The organism is Mesorhizobium sp. BR1-1-13 (assembly GCF_020165515.1).
Taxonomy (GTDB): Bacteria; Pseudomonadota; Alphaproteobacteria; order Rhizobiales; family Rhizobiaceae; genus Mesorhizobium.
The window spans coordinates 103,859-120,907 of record NZ_JAIUIH010000010.1 but is presented as its reverse complement, the minus strand read 5'-3'; the positions used below and the strand labels follow the sequence as shown (position 1 = coordinate 120,907).

Annotated in this window: 14 protein-coding genes; 11 read left to right on the top strand and 3 right to left on the bottom strand. The window is 63.3% G+C overall.

Annotated features, from left to right (window positions below; genetic code table 11):
- The first annotated feature begins 105 nt into the window (after nt 1–105).
- The 10 genes from frr (at nt 106) to lpxB (ending at nt 10,576) form a co-directional block, all read left to right on the top strand.
- On the top strand, nt 106–660 hold the full coding sequence (gene frr, locus LB533_RS22065) for a ribosome recycling factor (protein ID WP_140498698.1): 555 nt from the start codon (nt 106–108) through the stop codon (nt 658–660).
- A 33-nt stretch (nt 661–693) separates the two neighbouring features.
- Nucleotides 694–1,428 (top strand): isoprenyl transferase, encoded by a 735-nt coding sequence (locus LB533_RS22060; RefSeq protein ID WP_140548359.1) that lies wholly within the window; start codon nt 694–696, stop codon nt 1,426–1,428.
- On the top strand, nt 1,425–2,240 hold the full coding sequence (locus LB533_RS22055; protein ID WP_224678225.1) for a phosphatidate cytidylyltransferase: 816 nt from the start codon (nt 1,425–1,427) through the stop codon (nt 2,238–2,240). The genes LB533_RS22060 and LB533_RS22055 overlap by 4 nt, the downstream gene beginning before the upstream one ends.
- A gap of 100 nt (nt 2,241–2,340) precedes the next feature.
- Nucleotides 2,341–3,483, top strand: coding sequence for an RIP metalloprotease RseP (gene rseP, locus LB533_RS22050; protein ID WP_224678224.1), 1,143 nt, complete (start codon nt 2,341–2,343; stop codon nt 3,481–3,483).
- Between the two features lie 217 nt (nt 3,484–3,700).
- Nucleotides 3,701–6,079, top strand: coding sequence for an outer membrane protein assembly factor BamA (gene bamA, locus LB533_RS22045; protein ID WP_140638183.1), 2,379 nt, complete (start codon nt 3,701–3,703; stop codon nt 6,077–6,079).
- Between the two features lie 76 nt (nt 6,080–6,155).
- Nucleotides 6,156–7,214 (top strand): UDP-3-O-(3-hydroxymyristoyl)glucosamine N-acyltransferase, encoded by a 1,059-nt coding sequence (lpxD, locus tag LB533_RS22040; protein ID WP_140548367.1) that lies wholly within the window; start codon nt 6,156–6,158, stop codon nt 7,212–7,214.
- Nucleotides 7,207–7,671, top strand: a complete 465-nt coding sequence (gene fabZ, locus LB533_RS22035) for a 3-hydroxyacyl-ACP dehydratase FabZ (RefSeq protein ID WP_140498686.1) — start codon at nt 7,207–7,209, stop codon at nt 7,669–7,671. The genes lpxD and fabZ overlap by 8 nt, the downstream gene beginning before the upstream one ends.
- Nucleotides 7,672–7,685: 14 nt before the next feature.
- Nucleotides 7,686–8,519, top strand: a complete 834-nt coding sequence (gene lpxA / locus LB533_RS22030) for an acyl-ACP--UDP-N-acetylglucosamine O-acyltransferase (RefSeq protein ID WP_140638181.1) — start codon at nt 7,686–7,688, stop codon at nt 8,517–8,519.
- Nucleotides 8,506–9,405, top strand: a complete 900-nt coding sequence (locus LB533_RS22025; protein ID WP_411970904.1) for an LpxI family protein — start codon at nt 8,506–8,508, stop codon at nt 9,403–9,405. The genes lpxA and LB533_RS22025 overlap by 14 nt, the downstream gene beginning before the upstream one ends.
- Entirely contained in the window at nt 9,398–10,576 is a 1,179-nt protein-coding gene (gene lpxB / locus LB533_RS22020; RefSeq protein WP_224678222.1) for a lipid-A-disaccharide synthase, read from the top strand. Before LB533_RS22025 ends, lpxB begins: the two co-directional genes overlap by 8 nt.
- A 73-nt stretch (nt 10,577–10,649) precedes the next feature.
- Here lpxB and gltA read toward each other — a convergent pair whose 3' ends face one another.
- Entirely contained in the window at nt 10,650–11,978 is a 1,329-nt protein-coding gene (gene gltA / locus LB533_RS22015) for a citrate synthase (RefSeq protein WP_140498678.1), read from the bottom strand.
- Nucleotides 11,979–12,161: 183 nt separating this feature from the next.
- On the bottom strand, nt 12,162–13,586 hold the full coding sequence (gene gltX / locus LB533_RS22010; protein WP_224678221.1) for a glutamate--tRNA ligase: 1,425 nt from the start codon (nt 13,584–13,586) through the stop codon (nt 12,162–12,164).
- A gap of 103 nt (nt 13,587–13,689) precedes the next feature.
- Here gltX and LB533_RS22005 point away from each other — a divergent pair, with 103 nt between their 5' ends.
- Entirely contained in the window at nt 13,690–16,140 is a 2,451-nt protein-coding gene (locus LB533_RS22005) for a ComEC/Rec2 family competence protein (RefSeq protein WP_140638177.1), read from the top strand.
- Here LB533_RS22005 and lexA read toward each other — a convergent pair.
- Nucleotides 16,134–16,874 carry a transcriptional repressor LexA gene (lexA, locus tag LB533_RS22000; RefSeq protein WP_140638176.1) on the bottom strand — a complete coding sequence of 247 codons (741 nt, stop codon included), beginning with the start codon at nt 16,872–16,874 and terminating at the stop codon, nt 16,134–16,136. The genes LB533_RS22005 and lexA overlap by 7 nt on opposite strands.
- Nucleotides 16,875–17,049: the final 175 nt, after the last annotated feature.

Here is a 17,049-nt window from a genome sequence, read left to right as displayed (position 1 = left end):
GGCCTGATCGCGGAAAAGGCGAAACCGGAATTCGGAATCAGGCTCGAACACGGGGTCTTGCCCCGAAAGCAGTGAACCCGCGTCAGACGGGTCGAGGAGACTAAGATGAGTGGTGAGTACGACGATCTCAAGCGGCGCATGGATGGGGCAATCGCCGCGTTCAAGCATGACCTGGCTTCGCTGCGGACCGGTCGCGCTTCCAGCAACCTGCTCGACGCTATCCAGGTGCAGGCCTATGGCACCAGCATGCCGATCAACCAGGTGGCCAATGTCACGGTCCCTGAGCCGCGCATGATTTCGGTGTCGGTCTGGGACAAGTCGATGGTGGGCGCGGTCGATCGCGCCATCCGCGAATCCAATCTGGGGTTCAACCCGATCGTGGACGGCACCAATCTCAGGATTCCGCTTCCGGAACTCAACGAGCAGCGCCGCAAGGAACTCGTCAAGATCTCGCATGGCTACGCCGAGAACGCCCGTGTCGCCGCGCGCCATGTGCGCCGCGACGGCATGGATTTCCTGAAGAAGGCGGAGAAGGACGGCGTTATCAGCGAAGACGATCAGCGCAAGCGCTCCGACCAGGTCCAGAAGCTTACCGACGAAACGATCAGCACCATCGACCACCTGCTTTCCGACAAGGAAGCTGAAATCATGCAGGTTTAGGGTCTGGCCGGCGGCTGGCCCGAAAGCGAGATCATGGCAACGCCCGCGCATGTCGCGATCATCATGGATGGAAACGGACGCTGGGCCAAGGCGCGCGGCATGCCGCGGCTCGCCGGCCATCGCGCGGGCGTCGAGGCACTGCGCAAGACGGTGCGCGCCGCGCCCGATCTCGGCATTTCCTACCTGACTGTCTATGCCTTCTCTTCGGAAAACTGGTCGCGGCCGAAATCCGAAGTCAGCGACCTGATGGGTCTGTTGAAGCTGTTCATTCGCCGCGACCTCGCCGAACTGCATCGCAGCGGCGTGCGTGTCAGGATCATCGGCGACAGGGCAGGGCTGCAGCCGGATATCAGGCTCCTGCTCGAAGAAGCCGAAGCGCTGACGTCGGCTAATGAGGCGCTGACGCTGATCATCGCCTTCAACTATGGCGGACGCGACGAGATCGTGCGCACGGCGCGCAAGCTTGCCTCGGCCGTTGCGCGCGGCGAGCTCGACAGCGAGGCGATCACCGCCGAATCCTTTGCCGGCTGCCTCGACACACAAGGCATTCCCGATCCCGAACTGGTCATACGCACCAGCGGTGAGCTTCGCCTTTCCAATTTTCTTCTGTGGCAGGCTGCCTATAGCGAGCTTGTCTTCCTGCCTTGCTATTGGCCCGATTTCAGCCGAGAGCATCTAGCCGAGGCCTTGCGCGAGTTCGCCGGGCGCGAACGCCGTTTCGGCGGACTGGGCCCGCAGGACGTCGCTTCGCGACCGGCCGCGGGATGAGCAATCTCCAGCTTCGCGTCCTTTCGGCGGTCGTGCTTGCCATCGCGACGCTTGGCCTGACCTGGCTCGGCGGCCTGCCGTTCCGGCTGCTTTCAGCCGCGATTTCGGCGGTGATCTTCTATGAATGGACGCGCATGTCCCGCCCCTCCGGGACGACCGGGCTGGGTTTTTTGCCGGAAGCGCTGCTGCTGGTGTTCCTCGGTGCCATGATCGCCGGCCTGCCGGCCTTGTGGCTGCTGCTGCTGATGGCTGCACTGGTCGCTGTCACGGCCGTTGCCGCCCAACTGCGCGGGACCGGGCAGTGGGATGCCTCCGGCCTTGCCTATGCAGCCGTCTCGGGTCTTTCCCTTGCGCTTCTGCGTGACGGCGACCATTCCGGCCTCGTCGCCATCCTGTTCCTGTTCGCGGTGGTCTGGGCGACCGACATCTTTGCCTATTTCGTCGGCCGGGCCGTCGGTGGCCCGAGGCTGGCGCCGTCCATCTCTCCCGGCAAGACGCGGAGTGGCGCGCTCGGCGGCGCCGTGGGCGGGGTCGTTGCGGGGCTCATCCTGGCCGCCGCCGCCGGTGCGGGCAACTTGCCAATGCTCGGTCTCGTCGCGCTCGCGCTTTCAATCGTCTCCCAGGCTGGCGACCTCCTGGAATCCTGGGTCAAGCGCCGCCACGGCCGCAAGGATTCGGGCGCGCTCATTCCGGGCCATGGCGGCGTCATGGACCGTGTCGACGGGCTTGTCGCGGCGGCTTTCGCCCTATACGTCATCGGCTGGATTTCGGCGGGCGCCGATCAGCCGGCACAGGGGCTGTTTCCCATTTGAACGGCATCGTTCCACGATCGATGCGGGCGCGCCTTGGATTCGCCTGGATTGATGTCACAGTCGCGGCGCAACGATGTCGCGGAAGAACTGAGGATTTGAGTTGAACGAGATTCTTCACGCGATCTTCGGCATGGAAGGCTTCCTTCTCGGCACGCTTGTGCCCTTTCTGTTCGTGCTGACCGTGGTCGTGTTCGTCCACGAAATGGGCCACTATCTCGTCGGCCGCTGGTGCGGCATCGGCGTCAGGGCCTTTTCGATCGGTTTCGGCCCGGAACTCTTCGGCTTCAACGACAGGCACGGTACGCGCTGGAAGCTCTGCGCCATACCGCTTGGCGGCTATGTCAAATTTGTCGGCGACATGAACGCCACGTCCAGCCAGCCGACGACGGAAGAGATCGAAACGCTGACCGACGAGGAACGCAAGGTCGCCTTTCACACGCAGCCGATCTGGAAGCGGGCGGCGACCGTGGTGGCCGGGCCGCTGTTCAATTTCCTGCTGACGATCGTCGTCTTTTCGGTGCTGTTTTCAGCCTATGGGCGCTATGTCGCGGAACCCATGGTGGCCGAGGTGACCGCCGACAGCCCGGCGGCGAAAGCCGGCATCCTGCCCGGCGACCGATTCGTCAGCGTCGACGGCAGCAAGATCGAAACCTTCGGTGACGTCCAACGGCTGGTTTCGGGCCGGGCCGGCGACAGCATCACCTTCGTCATGCTGCGCGACGGCAAGGAAGTGACCGTGACCGCCACGCCGCAGTTGATGGAGCAGCAGGACGCGCTCGGCAACAAGGTCAAGGTGGCCGTGATCGGCGTCGTCAACAACCAGGAACTCGGCCAGCCCAGGCTGATCACCTACAGCCCCGCCGGCGCGTTGACCGCGGCGGTGGAGGAAACCGGTCACGTCATCCAGCGCACCGGCCAGTTCCTGCAGCGCTTCGTCGTTGGGCGCGAGGACAAGTGCCAGCTCGGCGGCCCGGTGAAGATCGCGGACATGGCCGGCAAGGCGGCGAAGCTCGGTTTCGAATGGCTCGTGCAGCTCGTCGCGCTGCTGTCCGTGGGCATCGGCATCCTCAATCTTTTGCCGATTCCCCCCCTCGACGGCGGCCATCTCCTGTTCTACGGGGTGGAGGCTGTCATCCGCCGGCCGGTGTCGGAACGGATGATGGAAATGGCCTATCGGGCCGGTCTGCTTCTGGTTTTGGGCTTCATGGGTTTCGTGTTCTGGAACGATCTGTTTGGATGCTGAAATCATGAAGAAATTTGGCTTCGGCATGGTCGATGTTGAGACGCCGTTTACCATGCACGGGGATATGAGTGACGCGAAAGCCACGCACCAGGGTTAAGTAAATACAAATTAACCAGAAGCCTTGCGTGTAGGGAAAATCCGGTTAATACGGTACGGGAAATTACCGCACGTCCGGTTTTCTCGCCGTGGGGACTACGAGAAAAGGTTATTAAGCCCGATGAAGGCAGCATCCAAGTTTTTGAGCGCCGCTTCCGCGGCAGCCCTGTCCGCGGCTTTGGTCGTGCCAGGTGCGCTCGCAGTGCAGTTCGTTGCCACATCGGCGGCCGAAGCCGCTGTCGTCAGCAGGGTGGAGGTGAGCGGCAACCAACGTGTCGACGCCGATACCATCCGCAATTACATCACCATCAAGCCGGGCAAATCCTTCTCCAGCTCCGACATCGACAGCGCGGTCAAGGCGCTGTTCGGAACCGGGTTGTTCTCGGATGTGCAGATCAATCAGGTCGGTTCGACGCTGGTGGTCAAGGTTTCCGAGTACCAGGTCGTCAACCAGGTGTTGTTCCAGGGCAACAAGAAGCTCAAGGACAACGCGCTTGCGGCTGCCGTGCAGTTGAAGCCGCGCGGCACGTTCTCGCAGGCGGCGCTCGACGCCGATGTAGAGTCGGTCAAGGCCGCCTACAGGCGTATCGGCCGTGACGATGCCGCCGTAACCACCGAGGTCATGCAGCTCGGCGACAACCGCGTGAACGTGGTCTTCCATGTCAATGAAGGTGATCGCACGCAGATCGCGGCGATCAATTTCGTCGGCAATAGCGCCTATTCGAGCCGCCGCCTGTCAGATGTGATCACGACCAAGCGCTCGTCCTGGGTTTCGTTCATCCTGCGCGACGACGTCTATGACGACGACAAGCTGCGCGCCGACCAGGAGCTGCTGCGGCGCTTCTACTACAATCACGGCTATGCCGACTTCCAGGTCGTATCCGCGGTCGGCGAACTCGACAACGCGACCAACAAGTACACGGTCACCATAACCGTCCAGGAAGGCGAGCGTTATACGTTCGGCGACATCAGCGTCGAAAGCACGATTCCGGAAGTCGACTCGAAGGCGCTTGAATCGGTGGTCGAGACCCATAAGGGCGACGTCTACAACGCCAAGAACGTCGAGGACACCATCATTGCCCTGACCGAGAAGGTGGCCGGCTCCGGCTACGCCTTCGCGCAGGTGACGCCGCGTGGCGACCGCAATTTCGAGAATCATACGATTTCGGTGGTCTACACCATCGACCAGGGCACCAAGGCCTATGTCGAGCGTATCGAGATCCGCGGCAACGACCGCACACGCGACTATGTCATCCGCCGCGAGTTCGACGTCAGCGAAGGCGACGCGTTCAACCAGGTGCTGATCCAGCGCGCGAAGAAGCGGCTGGAAGATCTCAATTACTTTGACAAAGTCGAGGTTTCGACGGTGCCCGGTTCGGCGCCGGACCAGGTCGTGCTGGTGGTCGATGTGGTCGAGAAGTCGACCGGTGAGTTCTCGGTCGGTGCCGGCTATTCGACCGGCGGCGACACCGCCGGTCCGTCCGTCGAAGGATCGATCACCGAACGCAACTTCCTCGGCCGCGGCCAGTTCATCAAGGTGTCGGCGGGTGGCGGTAAGAACTCGCGCGATTACAGCCTTTCGTTCACCGAGCCCTATTTCCTCGGGCGCCGTATCGCCGCCGGCTTCGATATCTACAAGCGGACCCGCGAATACGACGATTACGACAGCGATACGTTGGGTGCGACGGTGCGCTTCGGCCTACCGATCACCGACAGCATCTCGACCCAGCTGGCCTACAATATCTCCCGGGAGAAGTATGAAGTAGACGACGGTTGCGGTCCCACCGATCCTCCAAATCCTCCCAGCGGCACCTGTGACATTTCCCGAGCGGTGTTGGATGGCATCGAGCAAAGCCCTTGGATCAAGTCGTCTGTCAGCCTGGGACTGGTCTACAACACCATCGACGACATGAAGAACCCGCATGAGGGTATCTACGCCACCACGACCGTGGAAGTGGCCGGCCTCGGTGGTGATGCAAAGTTCGTAAAGGTGACGGGACGCGGCAGCGTCTATCAGACCCTGTCCGAGCAACTCGACCTGGTTGGCCTTCTTTCGGGCGGTGCCGGCCATGTCGAGGGCTACGGCGGCGACGGCGATCTGCGCATCTTCGATCACTTCCAGAGCACCGACCGCATGATCCGCGGCTTCGCTTATGGTGGTATCGGCCCAGTCGATAGCGACGATGCGGGTGACCACCTTGGTGGCACCACTTATTTCAACGCTTCGGCAGAGGCTCAATTCCCGCTGCCGGTCGTTCCAGAAAGCTTCGGTCTGCGCGGAGCGGTCTTTGCAGACGCAGCAACTCTCTATGGCAGCAAGGTTGCCAATGATTTGGTTGACCAATCATCCGTGGGCATGAAATGGCGCGCCTCGGTCGGTGTCGGCCTGATGTGGGCTTCGCCGTTCGGCCCGATCCGTATCGACTATGCGATCCCGGTCAAGAAAGAAGCGAGGGATGACGTGCAGGAATTCAACTTCGGCATATCGACCCGCTTCTGACCGGCGGATAACGATGCTCCCGGGTCGTTGAGATCCGGGAGAAAATGTTCCGACCTAGCTGGATATAGCTTCTGGAATGACCGATCCGGTGTTCTTCGCGCCATCACGCCGGTATACGGCGGGCGAAGTCGCGAATCTGACCGGCTCGGTGCTTGTCGATTCCGGCCAGTCCGGCGTTTTCATCGACGCGCTGGCGCCTGCCAACGAAGGCGGCGAGAATGCGCTCGTTTTCGTTGATGGCAAACGCAATTCCGTGCTGATGCCGTCGCTGCGGGCGGCCGCTGTGCTGTGCCCGGCGGAGTTCGCCGGCAAGGCGCCTGCCGCCATCGCCGTCCTTGTACATCCCCGTCCCCAACAGGCATTCGCGCTGGTCGGACGACTGCTGTTTCCGACAGCGGCGACACCGGGGCCGATGACCGGTGAAACCGGCATCTCGCCGCATGCCCATGTCGATCCGAGCGCACATGTCGAGGAAGGTGCTGTCGTCGAAGCCGGGGCGGTGATCGGTCCGGCAGTGTCCATTGGCGCCGGCACCGTCATCGCGCCTCATGCCGTCATCGGCCGTTCCTGCCAGATCGGGCGGGACGGCTATATCGGCCCGGGCGCCAGCGTCCAGTATGCCTTGATCGGCAACCGCGTCATCATCCATGGCGGCGCCCGGATCGGCCAGGACGGCTTTGGCTTCGTTGCCGGTGCCAAGGGACCGGAACGTGTTCCGCAGATCGGCCGCGTTATCATCCAGGACGACGTCGAGATCGGTTCCAATTCCACCGTCGACCGCGGCGCCATGTCCGACACGATCATTGGCCAAGGCACCAAGATCGACAATCTCGTGCAGATCGCGCATAACGTCCGCATTGGCCGCAACTGCATCGTGGCCGGGCTTTCGGGTATCTCCGGTTCCGTCGTCGTGGGCGACAATGTCACCATGGGCGGCGGCGTCGGGCTCGCGGATCACCTGACTATCGGGTCGGGAGCGAAGCTTGCCGCGAGAAGCGGATTCATGAGCAATGTGCCCGCGGGCGAGATCTGGGGCGGCTATCCGGCACAGCCGATGGCGGAAGCCATGCGCGAGATAGCCATGCTGCGCAAGCTCGCCAGGACCCGCAAACAGGGCGAGGGGAGCAATGGCTGACATCACCGGGACGACGCTGGAAGCAGTCGACATATTGGGACTGATGAAGCTCCTGCCGCATCGCTATCCGTTCCTGATGATCGACCGCATCGTCGACATCGATGGCGACGAATCCGCCACCGGCATCAAGAACGTGACCATAAACGAGCCGCATTTTCAGGGTCATTTCCCCGAGCAGCCGGTCATGCCGGGCGTGCTCATCGTCGAGGCGATGGCACAGACTGCCGGGGCCATCTGCATCCGCAGTCTTCGCACTGAAAAGCCGTCGCTGGTCTATTTCCTGACCATCGACAATGCCAAGTTCCGCAAACCGGTCGTTCCCGGCGATCAGTTGAAGATCCATGTGAAGAAAATCAAAAAACGCGGCAACCTGCTCAAATTCGCCTGTGAAGCCCTGGTCGACGGCAACAAAGCCGCCGAGGCCGAGATTTCAGCCATGATGGTCACCGGCGACTGACAAATCGAATGCTTATGAAAATCAACACATCCATCCATCCTTCTTCCGTCGTGGAGGAAGGCGCTCAAATCGGCCAGGGCGTCCGCATAGGACCGCTCTGCTATGTCGGCGCAGATGCCGTGATCGGCGACGGCGTCGAACTGGTCAGCCATGTCTCGGTGATCGGCGCGACGACGATCGGCGCGTCGACCAAGGTCTATCCGATGGCGATACTGGGCGGGCCGCCGCAGAACACCAAGCACAAGGGGGGCCGCACCACGCTCGTCATCGGCGAGAATTGCACCATTCGCGAAGGCGTGACCATGCATGTCGGCACCGATACCAGCCGCGGCGAAACGACGGTCGGTGACAATGGCAATTTTCTCGCCTACGCCCACATCGCCCACGATTGTGTCGTCGGCAAGAACGCCACCTTCGCCAACGGCGCGACGCTGGGCGGACATTGCGAAATCGGCGACAACGTCTATATCGGCGGTCTCAGCGCCGTTCATCAATTCGTGCGGGTAGGCGACAACGCTTTTCTTGGCGGGTGCTCGGCTTTTGTTGGTGATGTCATTCCCTACGCCATGGCGGCGGGAAATCGGGCCAGCCTGCGCGGGCTCAACATCATCGGGCTCAAGCGCTCCGGCCTGCCAAGATCCGAGATCTATCTGCTGCGCAGGGTCTACAAGATGATCTTCGATCGCTCCCGCACCGTTGGCGAGAACATCGAGTTCGCCAAGGCGGAGTTTGCGTCGTCCCCGACCGCCATGAAGATCATCGATTTCATCTCCAGTCGCGGCAAGCGGCACTATGCTGTGCCATCGCTCAAGCGGAGCGATGGCGATGACGGCGATGAAGAAGACTGAGGCGGCGGCAGCGGATTTCGTTCTCTCGCCGGGGGCCAGGGTCGGCATCGTCGCCGGCGGCGGCAGCCTGCCGGTGGAAGTCGCGCAAGGCCTGGCCGGGCATGGCTACCCGCCCTTCATCCTCTTGATGGAAGGTGAGGCCGACCGCCAGCAGGAGTTGCTCCGATACGAACACGACAGCCTCGCCCTCGAGCAGATCGGTTCACTGGTGGCGACGCTGAAGCGCCACGGCATCACTCATGTGGTCCTTGCCGGCGAAATCAGACGCCGGCCCCGGCTGACCGACATCCGCCCGAGCCTTGGCCTGCTGGCGATCGTGCCATCGGTGATCATGGCGCTGGCGCGCGGCGATGACGGACTTTTGAAGGTGGTGACACGCGGCCTGGAGAAGCGGGGCATCAAAGTGGTCGGAGCGCATGAGGTCGTTCCCGAACTGGCGGCCGGCGAAGGCACGCTGACCACGGCGAAACCAAAGCAATCGGACTGGCGTGACATCGAGGCGGCCAGGCTGGCCGCCAAGGCCATCGGCGCGCTCGATATCGGGCAGGCGGCGATTGCGATCGGAGGCCGGGCGATCGCGCTGGAAGGCATTGAGGGCACGAGCGGCCTGCTCGAAAGAGCGCGCGCGCTGCGTGGCCATGGCAGGCTTGCTGGAAAGGCCCGCGGGGTGCTGGTCAAATGCGCCAAACCCGGCCAGGAGCTGCGGGCCGACCTGCCGTCGATCGGGCCGCAGACCGTGGAAGCAGCCCATGCGGCGGGGCTTGCCGGCATTGCCGTCGAAGCGGGGCGCTCGCTGATCCTGGAGGGACCCGCCACGCTGTCGCGGGCGAACGCGCTCGGCCTGTTCATCGTCGGGCTGCCAGCGGCGGAGCCGGCGCATGGCTGACAAGGCCCTGAAGATCGCAATCGTGGCCGGCGAGGAATCCGGCGACCTGCTTGGCGCCGACATTGCGCGTTCGATCAAGCAGTCGACGGGCCGGGAGGTGCAGCTCGTCGGTCTCGGCGGCCGCCATCTGCAGGCGCTCGGGCTGGTCTCGCCGTTCGACGCCGGCGAGATCGCGCTCATGGGCTTCAGTGCCATCCTGCGCGACCTGCCAAGGCTGATGCGGCGGATCGGCCACCTGGCCAGGATGGTCGCGGATGAGAAGCCCGACTGCCTCATAACCATCGACAGTCCCGACTTTTCGCTGCGCGTGGCCAGGAAAGTGCGCGCGGCCAACCCGTCCATCCCGATCATCCACTATGTCTGCCCCAGCGTCTGGGCATGGCGGCCGGGCAGGGCGGTGGCGATGAAGCCCTATATCGACCACATCCTCTGCATCTTGCCGTTCGAGGTAAAGGAGCTAGGCAGGCTCGGCGGACCGCCAGGCACCTATGTCGGACATCGTCTCACCCATGACGCGGGCGTGCTCTCGGCGGCGAGGGCGCAGGCGCAGCCGCGGGATCTTTCGCCGGATCGCGTGAAGACGCTGCTTGTGCTGCCCGGCTCGCGACGCAGCGAAGTGCGGCGGCTGCTCGAGCCGTTTGGGGAGACCGTGTCGATGCTGCGGGCACGCGGGCATCGCCTGCGGCTGATGTTGCCGACCGTGCCGCATGTCGCCGATGTCGTGCGCTCCGCGGTCGCTCGCTGGGACGAGAAACCAGAGATCATCCTCGACGCTGAGCGAAAGTGGCAGGCCTTCGGCAAGGCCGACGCGGCGCTGATTGCGTCCGGCACGGTTTCGCTTGAATTGGCGCTGTCCGATGTGCCGATGATCTCCTGCTACCGGCTGGACCCTGTTGCGCGCATCGTGGCGCCATATCTCGTTTCGGTCTGGTCGGCGCTGCTGCCCAATCTGATATCGGACCGGGCGCTGATCCCGGAATTCTACAACGAGTATGTCAAGCCGAACAATCTGGCCCGCCAGCTCGAAGCGCTGTTCGCCGACACAGGCATGCGCAGATGGCAGAAGGACGGGTTCGCCGAGATCGCGCGGCGCATGACAACCGCCAAGCCGTCAGGCGACATCGCCGCGCAGGTGGTGATGGGGTACATCAAAAGAGTGAGTAGTGAGTAGTGAGTAGTGAGTAGTGAGTAGGAAATGCCGCTCTTTTCCCTACTGACTACTGACTACTCACTACTGCCTTATCCTACCGCTTCGCGATCGGCACGTAATCTCGCTCCGGCGCGCCGGTGTAGAGCTGGCGGGGGCGGCCGATCTTCTGGCGCGGATCCTCGATCATCTCCTTCCACTGCGCGATCCAGCCGACGGTACGGGCGACCGCGAACAGCACGGTGAACATGGTGGTGGGGAAGCCCAGCGCCTTCAGCGTGATGCCGGAGTAGAAGTCGACATTGGGATAGAGCTTCTTCTCGATGAAGTAGGGATCGGTGAGCGCGATCTTCTCCAGTTCCATGGCGATGTCGAGCAGCGGATCGTCCTTGATGCCGAGCTCGCCCAGCACTTCGTGCGCGGTCTTCTGCATGATCTTGGCGCGCGGATCGTAGTTCTTGTAGACACGGTGGCCAAAACCCATCAGCCGGAACGGATCGTCCTTGTCCTTGGCGCGGGCGATGAATTCGGGAATGTGATCGACATGGCCGATCTCGCCCAGCATGTTCAGCGCCGCTTCGTTGGCGCCGCCATGCGCCGGACCCCACAGGCAGGCGATGCCGGCGGCGATGCAGGCAAACGGATTGGCGCCCGACGAGCCGGCGAGCCGCACGGTCGAAGTCGAGGCGTTCTGCTCGTGGTCGGCGTGCAGGATGAAGATGCGTTCCATGGCGCGTGCCAAGACCGGGTTGATCTTGTATTCCTCGCAGGGCACGGCAAAGCACATATGCAGGAAGTTGGCGGCGAAATTCAGCTCGTTCTTCGGGTAAATGAAGGGCTGGCCGATATGGTATTTGTAGGCCATCGCCGCAATGGTCGGCATCTTGGCGATCAGCCGCATCGACGCGACCATGCGCTGGTAAGGGTCGGATATGTCGGTGGAGTCGTGGTAGAAGGCCGACAGCGCGCCAACCACGCCGCACATCACCGCCATCGGATGCGCATCGCGGCGGAAGCCGGTGAAGAAGCGCGACATCTGCTCATGCACCATGGTGTGGCGCGTCACGCGGTAGTCGAAATCGTCCTTCTGCGCCTTGGTCGGCAGTTCGCCATAGAGCAGGAGATAGCAGACTTCCAGGAAGTCGCCATGTTCGGCCAACTGGTCGATCGGATAGCCGCGATGCAGGAGGATGCCGGCGTCGCCATCGATGAAGGTGATCTCGGACTCGCAGCTTGCCGTCGAAGTGAAGCCGGGATCGTAGGTGAAGGCGCCGGTGGTGCTGTAGAGCGTGGCGATATCGATGACGTCAGGCCCGACCGAACCGCTTCGCACCTTGAATTCGTGCGTCTTGCCGGCGAATTCCAGCTTTGCCGTGGCTTCCTGGGTCTTGCCGCCCAGTTCCCGTCTTGTCGCAGCTTCGGTCATTGCAAACTCCTTCTTGTTTCCTCATGCCGGCAAAGGCAAATTCTGCAAAGCGACACGTCGAAGTCACCGAATGCGCGTATTTCGCGACCGCATTTTAGGGGGTGCGTGCCAGATTGGGCCAAGGCCCAATGTTGCACTGCGAAACGCGCCTTTCAATGCCAATCTTCTTGGGCCAGATCGCTCCTAATCGATTTGATCCGCGATGCGCGCCAGGCTCTCCTCGCGACCAAGTACGGCGAGAACGTCGAACACGCCGGGCGAGGTGCTCTTGCCGGTCAAGGCGGCGCGCAAGGGCTGGGCGACGGCGCCGAGCTTGTGGCCGCCGGCCGTCGCATAGTCGCGGATCGCGGCTTCAGCCGAGGCCGCCGTCCAGTCGCCTGAAACCGCCTTGAGGGCGTCGTGAGCGCCACGCAGAACCTTGCGCGCATCGTCATTGAGCAGCAGGGCTGCCTTCTCGTCGATCGGCAACGGCCGCGCGACAAACAGGAAGGCTGCGCCGTCGACAAGCTCGACCAGCGTCTTGGCGCGCTCCTTCAGCCCCGGCAACGCTGCCAGCAACTGCGCCCTGTTCCTGTCGTCGAGGCGTGCGGCCATCGCCGGGCCGCCCTCGAGATAGGGCAGGGTGGCGATGAAGATGTCGAACAGCTCGGCATCGTCCATGCGGCGCATATGGACGCCGTTCAGCGCCTCGAGCTTGGCGAAATCGAAGCGGGCGGCGCCCTTGTTCACGTCGCCGATGTCGAACCAGGCGATCATGTCCTGGATCGACATGATCTCGTCGTCGCCGTGGCTCCAGCCGAGCCGAGCCAGATAGTTCAGCAGCGCTTCGGGCAGGTAGCCCATGGCGCGGTAGGCCTCCACGCCCAGCGCGCCGTGCCGCTTCGACAGCTTGGCGCCGTCGGCGCCGTGGATCAGCGGTATGTGCGACATTGAAGGCACATCCCAGCCCATGGCGTTGTAGATCACGGTCTGGCGGGCGGCATTGGTCAGGTGGTCGTCGCCGCGGATGATGTGGGTGACGCCCATGTCGTGGTCGTCGACGACGACGGCATGCATGTAGGTCGGATTGCCATCCGAGCGCAGGATGATGAAGTCGTCCAGATCCTTGTTGGGAAAGCGCACGTCGCCCTGGACACGGTCATGCACCACCGTCTCGCCCTTGGTCGGCGCCTTGATGCGGATCGCGCCCTTGACGCCAGGAGGCGCCTGCGAAGGGTCGCGGTCACGCCAGCTTCCGTCATAGCGCGGCGGCAGGCCCTTGGCCCTGGCCGCCTCGCGCATTGCCTCAAGCTCGGCAGGAGTCTCGTAGCTGTAATAGGCCTTGCCCATGCGCACCAGCTCCTCGGCCACCTCGCGATGGCGCGGCGCGCGCTCGAACTGCGAGACGGCCTCGCCGTCCCAGCCAAGACCGAGCCAGGAAAGGCCGTCCAGGATGGCGGCCGTTGCCGCATCGGTGGAGCGCTCGCGGTCGGTGTCCTCGATGCGCAGCAGCATAGTACCGCCGGTGTGCCTGGCGTAGAGCCAGTTGAAGAGCGCCGTACGCGCGCCGCCAATGTGCAGGTAGCCGGTGGGCGAGGGGGCAAAACGGGTGACAACCTTGTCGGACATACAACTCTCGGGAAACGTCTGGAGCGAGGTGCGGATCACGCGCACTTTCGCGCGTCGCGCGTTCATGTAGCATAGGGTGTCGAGGGCGCAAGGGGCAGACCCGATGGCTGGAGCGGGCCGGGGCGCGGAGGAAGGCGAGGACGTCGTTACCGGCGTCAGCGAACGCTCTCTCTTTGTCATGCCCGCGCCGGCCTCATTGCCGCTGGCGCCGTCGCCCTTACAGCAGCCCGGCAAGTCGATGCCGCCGGATGTTTCCGCGCCGCCTGGCGTCCCTGCTGTCCGCGCGGCCTCGCGCCTGCGCCGGGAGTTCGGTCGTGCTTCATGGCCTCGCCTGCGCAACGGCGTGGCCAGAGCCGCCGAGCTCGAACTCGATCGGGGCATAGCCTTCCTGCTCGTCCCGGTGTTCCTGGCGTGCGGATCGATTGCCTATTTTTCGTTGGCGGCGGAGCCGGGCTTTGCCAAGCCCGTCGCGGTCGCGATCCTGATGGCACTGTGCGCGCTCGTTTCGCGCTCATGGCCGAAAACGCACCTGTGCTTCATGGCGGCGCTGTTGTGCGCGCTCGGCATGCTCGCCGGCAAAGTCGAGACTTGGCGGGCGGGAACGCGGATGCTGGGCTCGGAAATCTCCACGCAAGTGACCGGCCGCGTCGTTTCGGTCGACCAGATGGAGACCGGCCGCATCCGGCTGACCATCGACGTGACATCGACCGCGCGGCCGAAACTGCGCTACGCGCCGGAGCGCGTTCGCCTTTCGGCGCGCAAGGTGCCGGCTGAAGTGACCGCCGGGTCCCTCGTGACCGGCTATGCCAGGCTGTTGCCGCCAACCGGACCGGTGCGGCCGGACAGCTATGACTTTTCCTTCGACAGCTACTTCGCCGGCATCGGCGCCAGCGGCTTCTTTCTCGGCAACCCCAAAATCGTCTCGGCCGATGACAGGCCGCTGTTGGCTGGCCTTTCAGCCGCGATCGAGAGCGCTCGCGAAACCATTGCCGACCATATCAGAGGCAGCATCGGCGGCGCCGAGGGCGAGATCGCCGCGGCGCTGATCGTGGGTGTGCGTGCAGGTATTCCCGACGAGATCAACGAAGCGATGCGACGCACCGGCATCTATCACATCATTTCCATCTCCGGGCTGCACATGGCGCTGGTCGCCGGCACAGTCATGGGTCTGCTGCGCGGCGGCTTCGCCTTGTTCCCGAACTTCTCTTCCCGTCGGCCGGTCAAGAAATACGCGGCCGCAGCCGCCCTTTTCTCGATCGCTGCCTATCTCGTCATTTCAGGCGTCGTCGTTGCCGCCGAACGGAGTTTCATCATGCTGGCGGTGATGCTGATCGCCGTGCTGTTCGATCGTGCGGCACTCACCATGCGCAACCTGGCGATTTCGGCGATCGCCGTCATCGTGGTGTCGCCGCACGAGGTGGTAGGGCCGAGCTTCCAGATGTCGTTCGCCGCCACCGCGGCCCTGGTCGGCGCCTATGCCGGCTGGTCGGATCGCAAAGCCGACAAAGCGCGGACCCCGCCGCCGCAACGGACCTTGCCCGGCCTCCTGACGCGAAAACTGCTGCTGGCGACAGGTGGGCTGGCAATGACCTCGATCATCGCGGGAAGCGCCACGGCGCTTTTCGCCATCTGGCATTTCCAGCGCGTGTCGCCGCTCAGCCTGTTCGCCAATCTTGCAGTCATGCCGATCGTTTCCGTCGTGATGTTTCTTGCGGTTGCCAGTGCGCTGCTGATGCCGTTCGGGTTCGATGGACCATCGCTTTATCTGATGGGCAAGGGACTGACCGCGATGATCGCCATATCGGGATGGATCTCGCAACGCTCGCCGGTCGACGCGGTCGGGTTGATTTCGCAGCAATCCGTTCTTCTGGTGGCGATCGCCCTGGTCATCGCGACGATGGCCACGACATGGCTGCGGCTGGCGGCACTTCCCTTCGCGCTCGCCGGCCTGTTGACCGTCTCGGACACGCGCACGCCGGACGTGCTGATTTCGGAGGATGCCCGCTTGGTGGCGCTGCCGATCGGCGGCGGCGAGCTCGCGATCAACCGGGCGCGCCCGAACGAATTCACGGTCGACAACTGGAAACGCGCGCTGAAATCCGAAACCATCGTTGCGCCGGAGCTGTTCGGCAGCGGAGACGGACAGTTCGACATCTTCGATCCCGCGCAACTTCCGGCGGGAGCGCCTTTCTATTGTTTCACCGGCCTGTGCATGGCCCGGCATCCCTCCGGGGCGATCATTGCGCAGGTGGAGGATCGCAAGGATGCCTGGAGGGCCTGCGCCTATGCGGATCTGATCGTCATCAACGACCCCGGGGGCTACGACCCCTGCCACAATCCGCTGGTTCTCGTCATCACCAAGCGGCAGCTCGCTCGCAAGGGAAGTGCCGCCGTATTCTTCGACCAGCAATCGGCGACGGCACCGGCCCAGGTCAGCTTTGCCGTCGACAGGCCATATCGGCCCTGGCACGAACAGCGAAAATTTTCACGTGAGGCAAGGGGACTGCCGCCTTACCGTAAACCCGAAAAGCCCACCGCCGAACCCGCTCAGTAGCGCCTGATCAGTCCGACCAGCTTGCCTTGCACCTTGACCCTGTCCGGTCCGAAAATACGTGTTTCATAGGCCGGATTGGCGGCCTCAAGCGCAATCGAGGCGCCCTTGCGACGGAAGCGCTTCAGCGTCGCTTCCTCCTCGTCGACCAGGGCCACGACAATCTCGCCGGGACTTGCGGTGTCGGCGTTGCGGATGATGACCGTATCGCCGTCGAAGATGCCGGCCTCGATCATCGAATCGCCCTTGACCTCCAGCGCATAGTGCTCGCCGCCCATGATCATGTCCGGCGGCACCGAAATGGAATGCGTCTGATGTTGGATAGCGTCGATCGGCACGCCCGCAGCGATACGGCCCATGACCGGGATCGACACCGCTGAAACCGCGTCGTCGTCATTGCCGGCAGCGGGCAGACGCGAAGACGTCGCCGGCTTGATCTGCCGGCTAGGGCTGCCCTGTCCGAGGCTGCCCTGGATGACGCTCGGGGAGAACTTCTTTGCCGCGTTAAGACCCGGCGCGATCGAGTCCGGCAGGCGCAGCACCTCCAGTGCGCGCGCCCGGTTGGGCAGGCGGCGAATAAAGCCGCGCTCCTCCAACGCTGTGATCAGCCGATGAATTCCCGACTTGGAGGCGAGGTCCAGCGCTTCCTTCATCTCGTCGAAGGACGGCGGAATGCCGCTTTCCTTCAGCCGTTCATGGATGAACATCAAGAGTTCATGTTGCTTGCGCGTGAGCATGGCGGCCCCCAAAGGCATTGCACGAAGGGTCTGGAACCAGAATCAGAAAACAAACCCAGAACAAACACTATCTGTTCCAGTTGTGTTCCGCAACCATTTAAAGTTTAATGAATTTGTTAAGGCGGCGGAAACGAAACGCCCTCCCGCAGCCAGCATCCTGCCAACGCGATCCGTC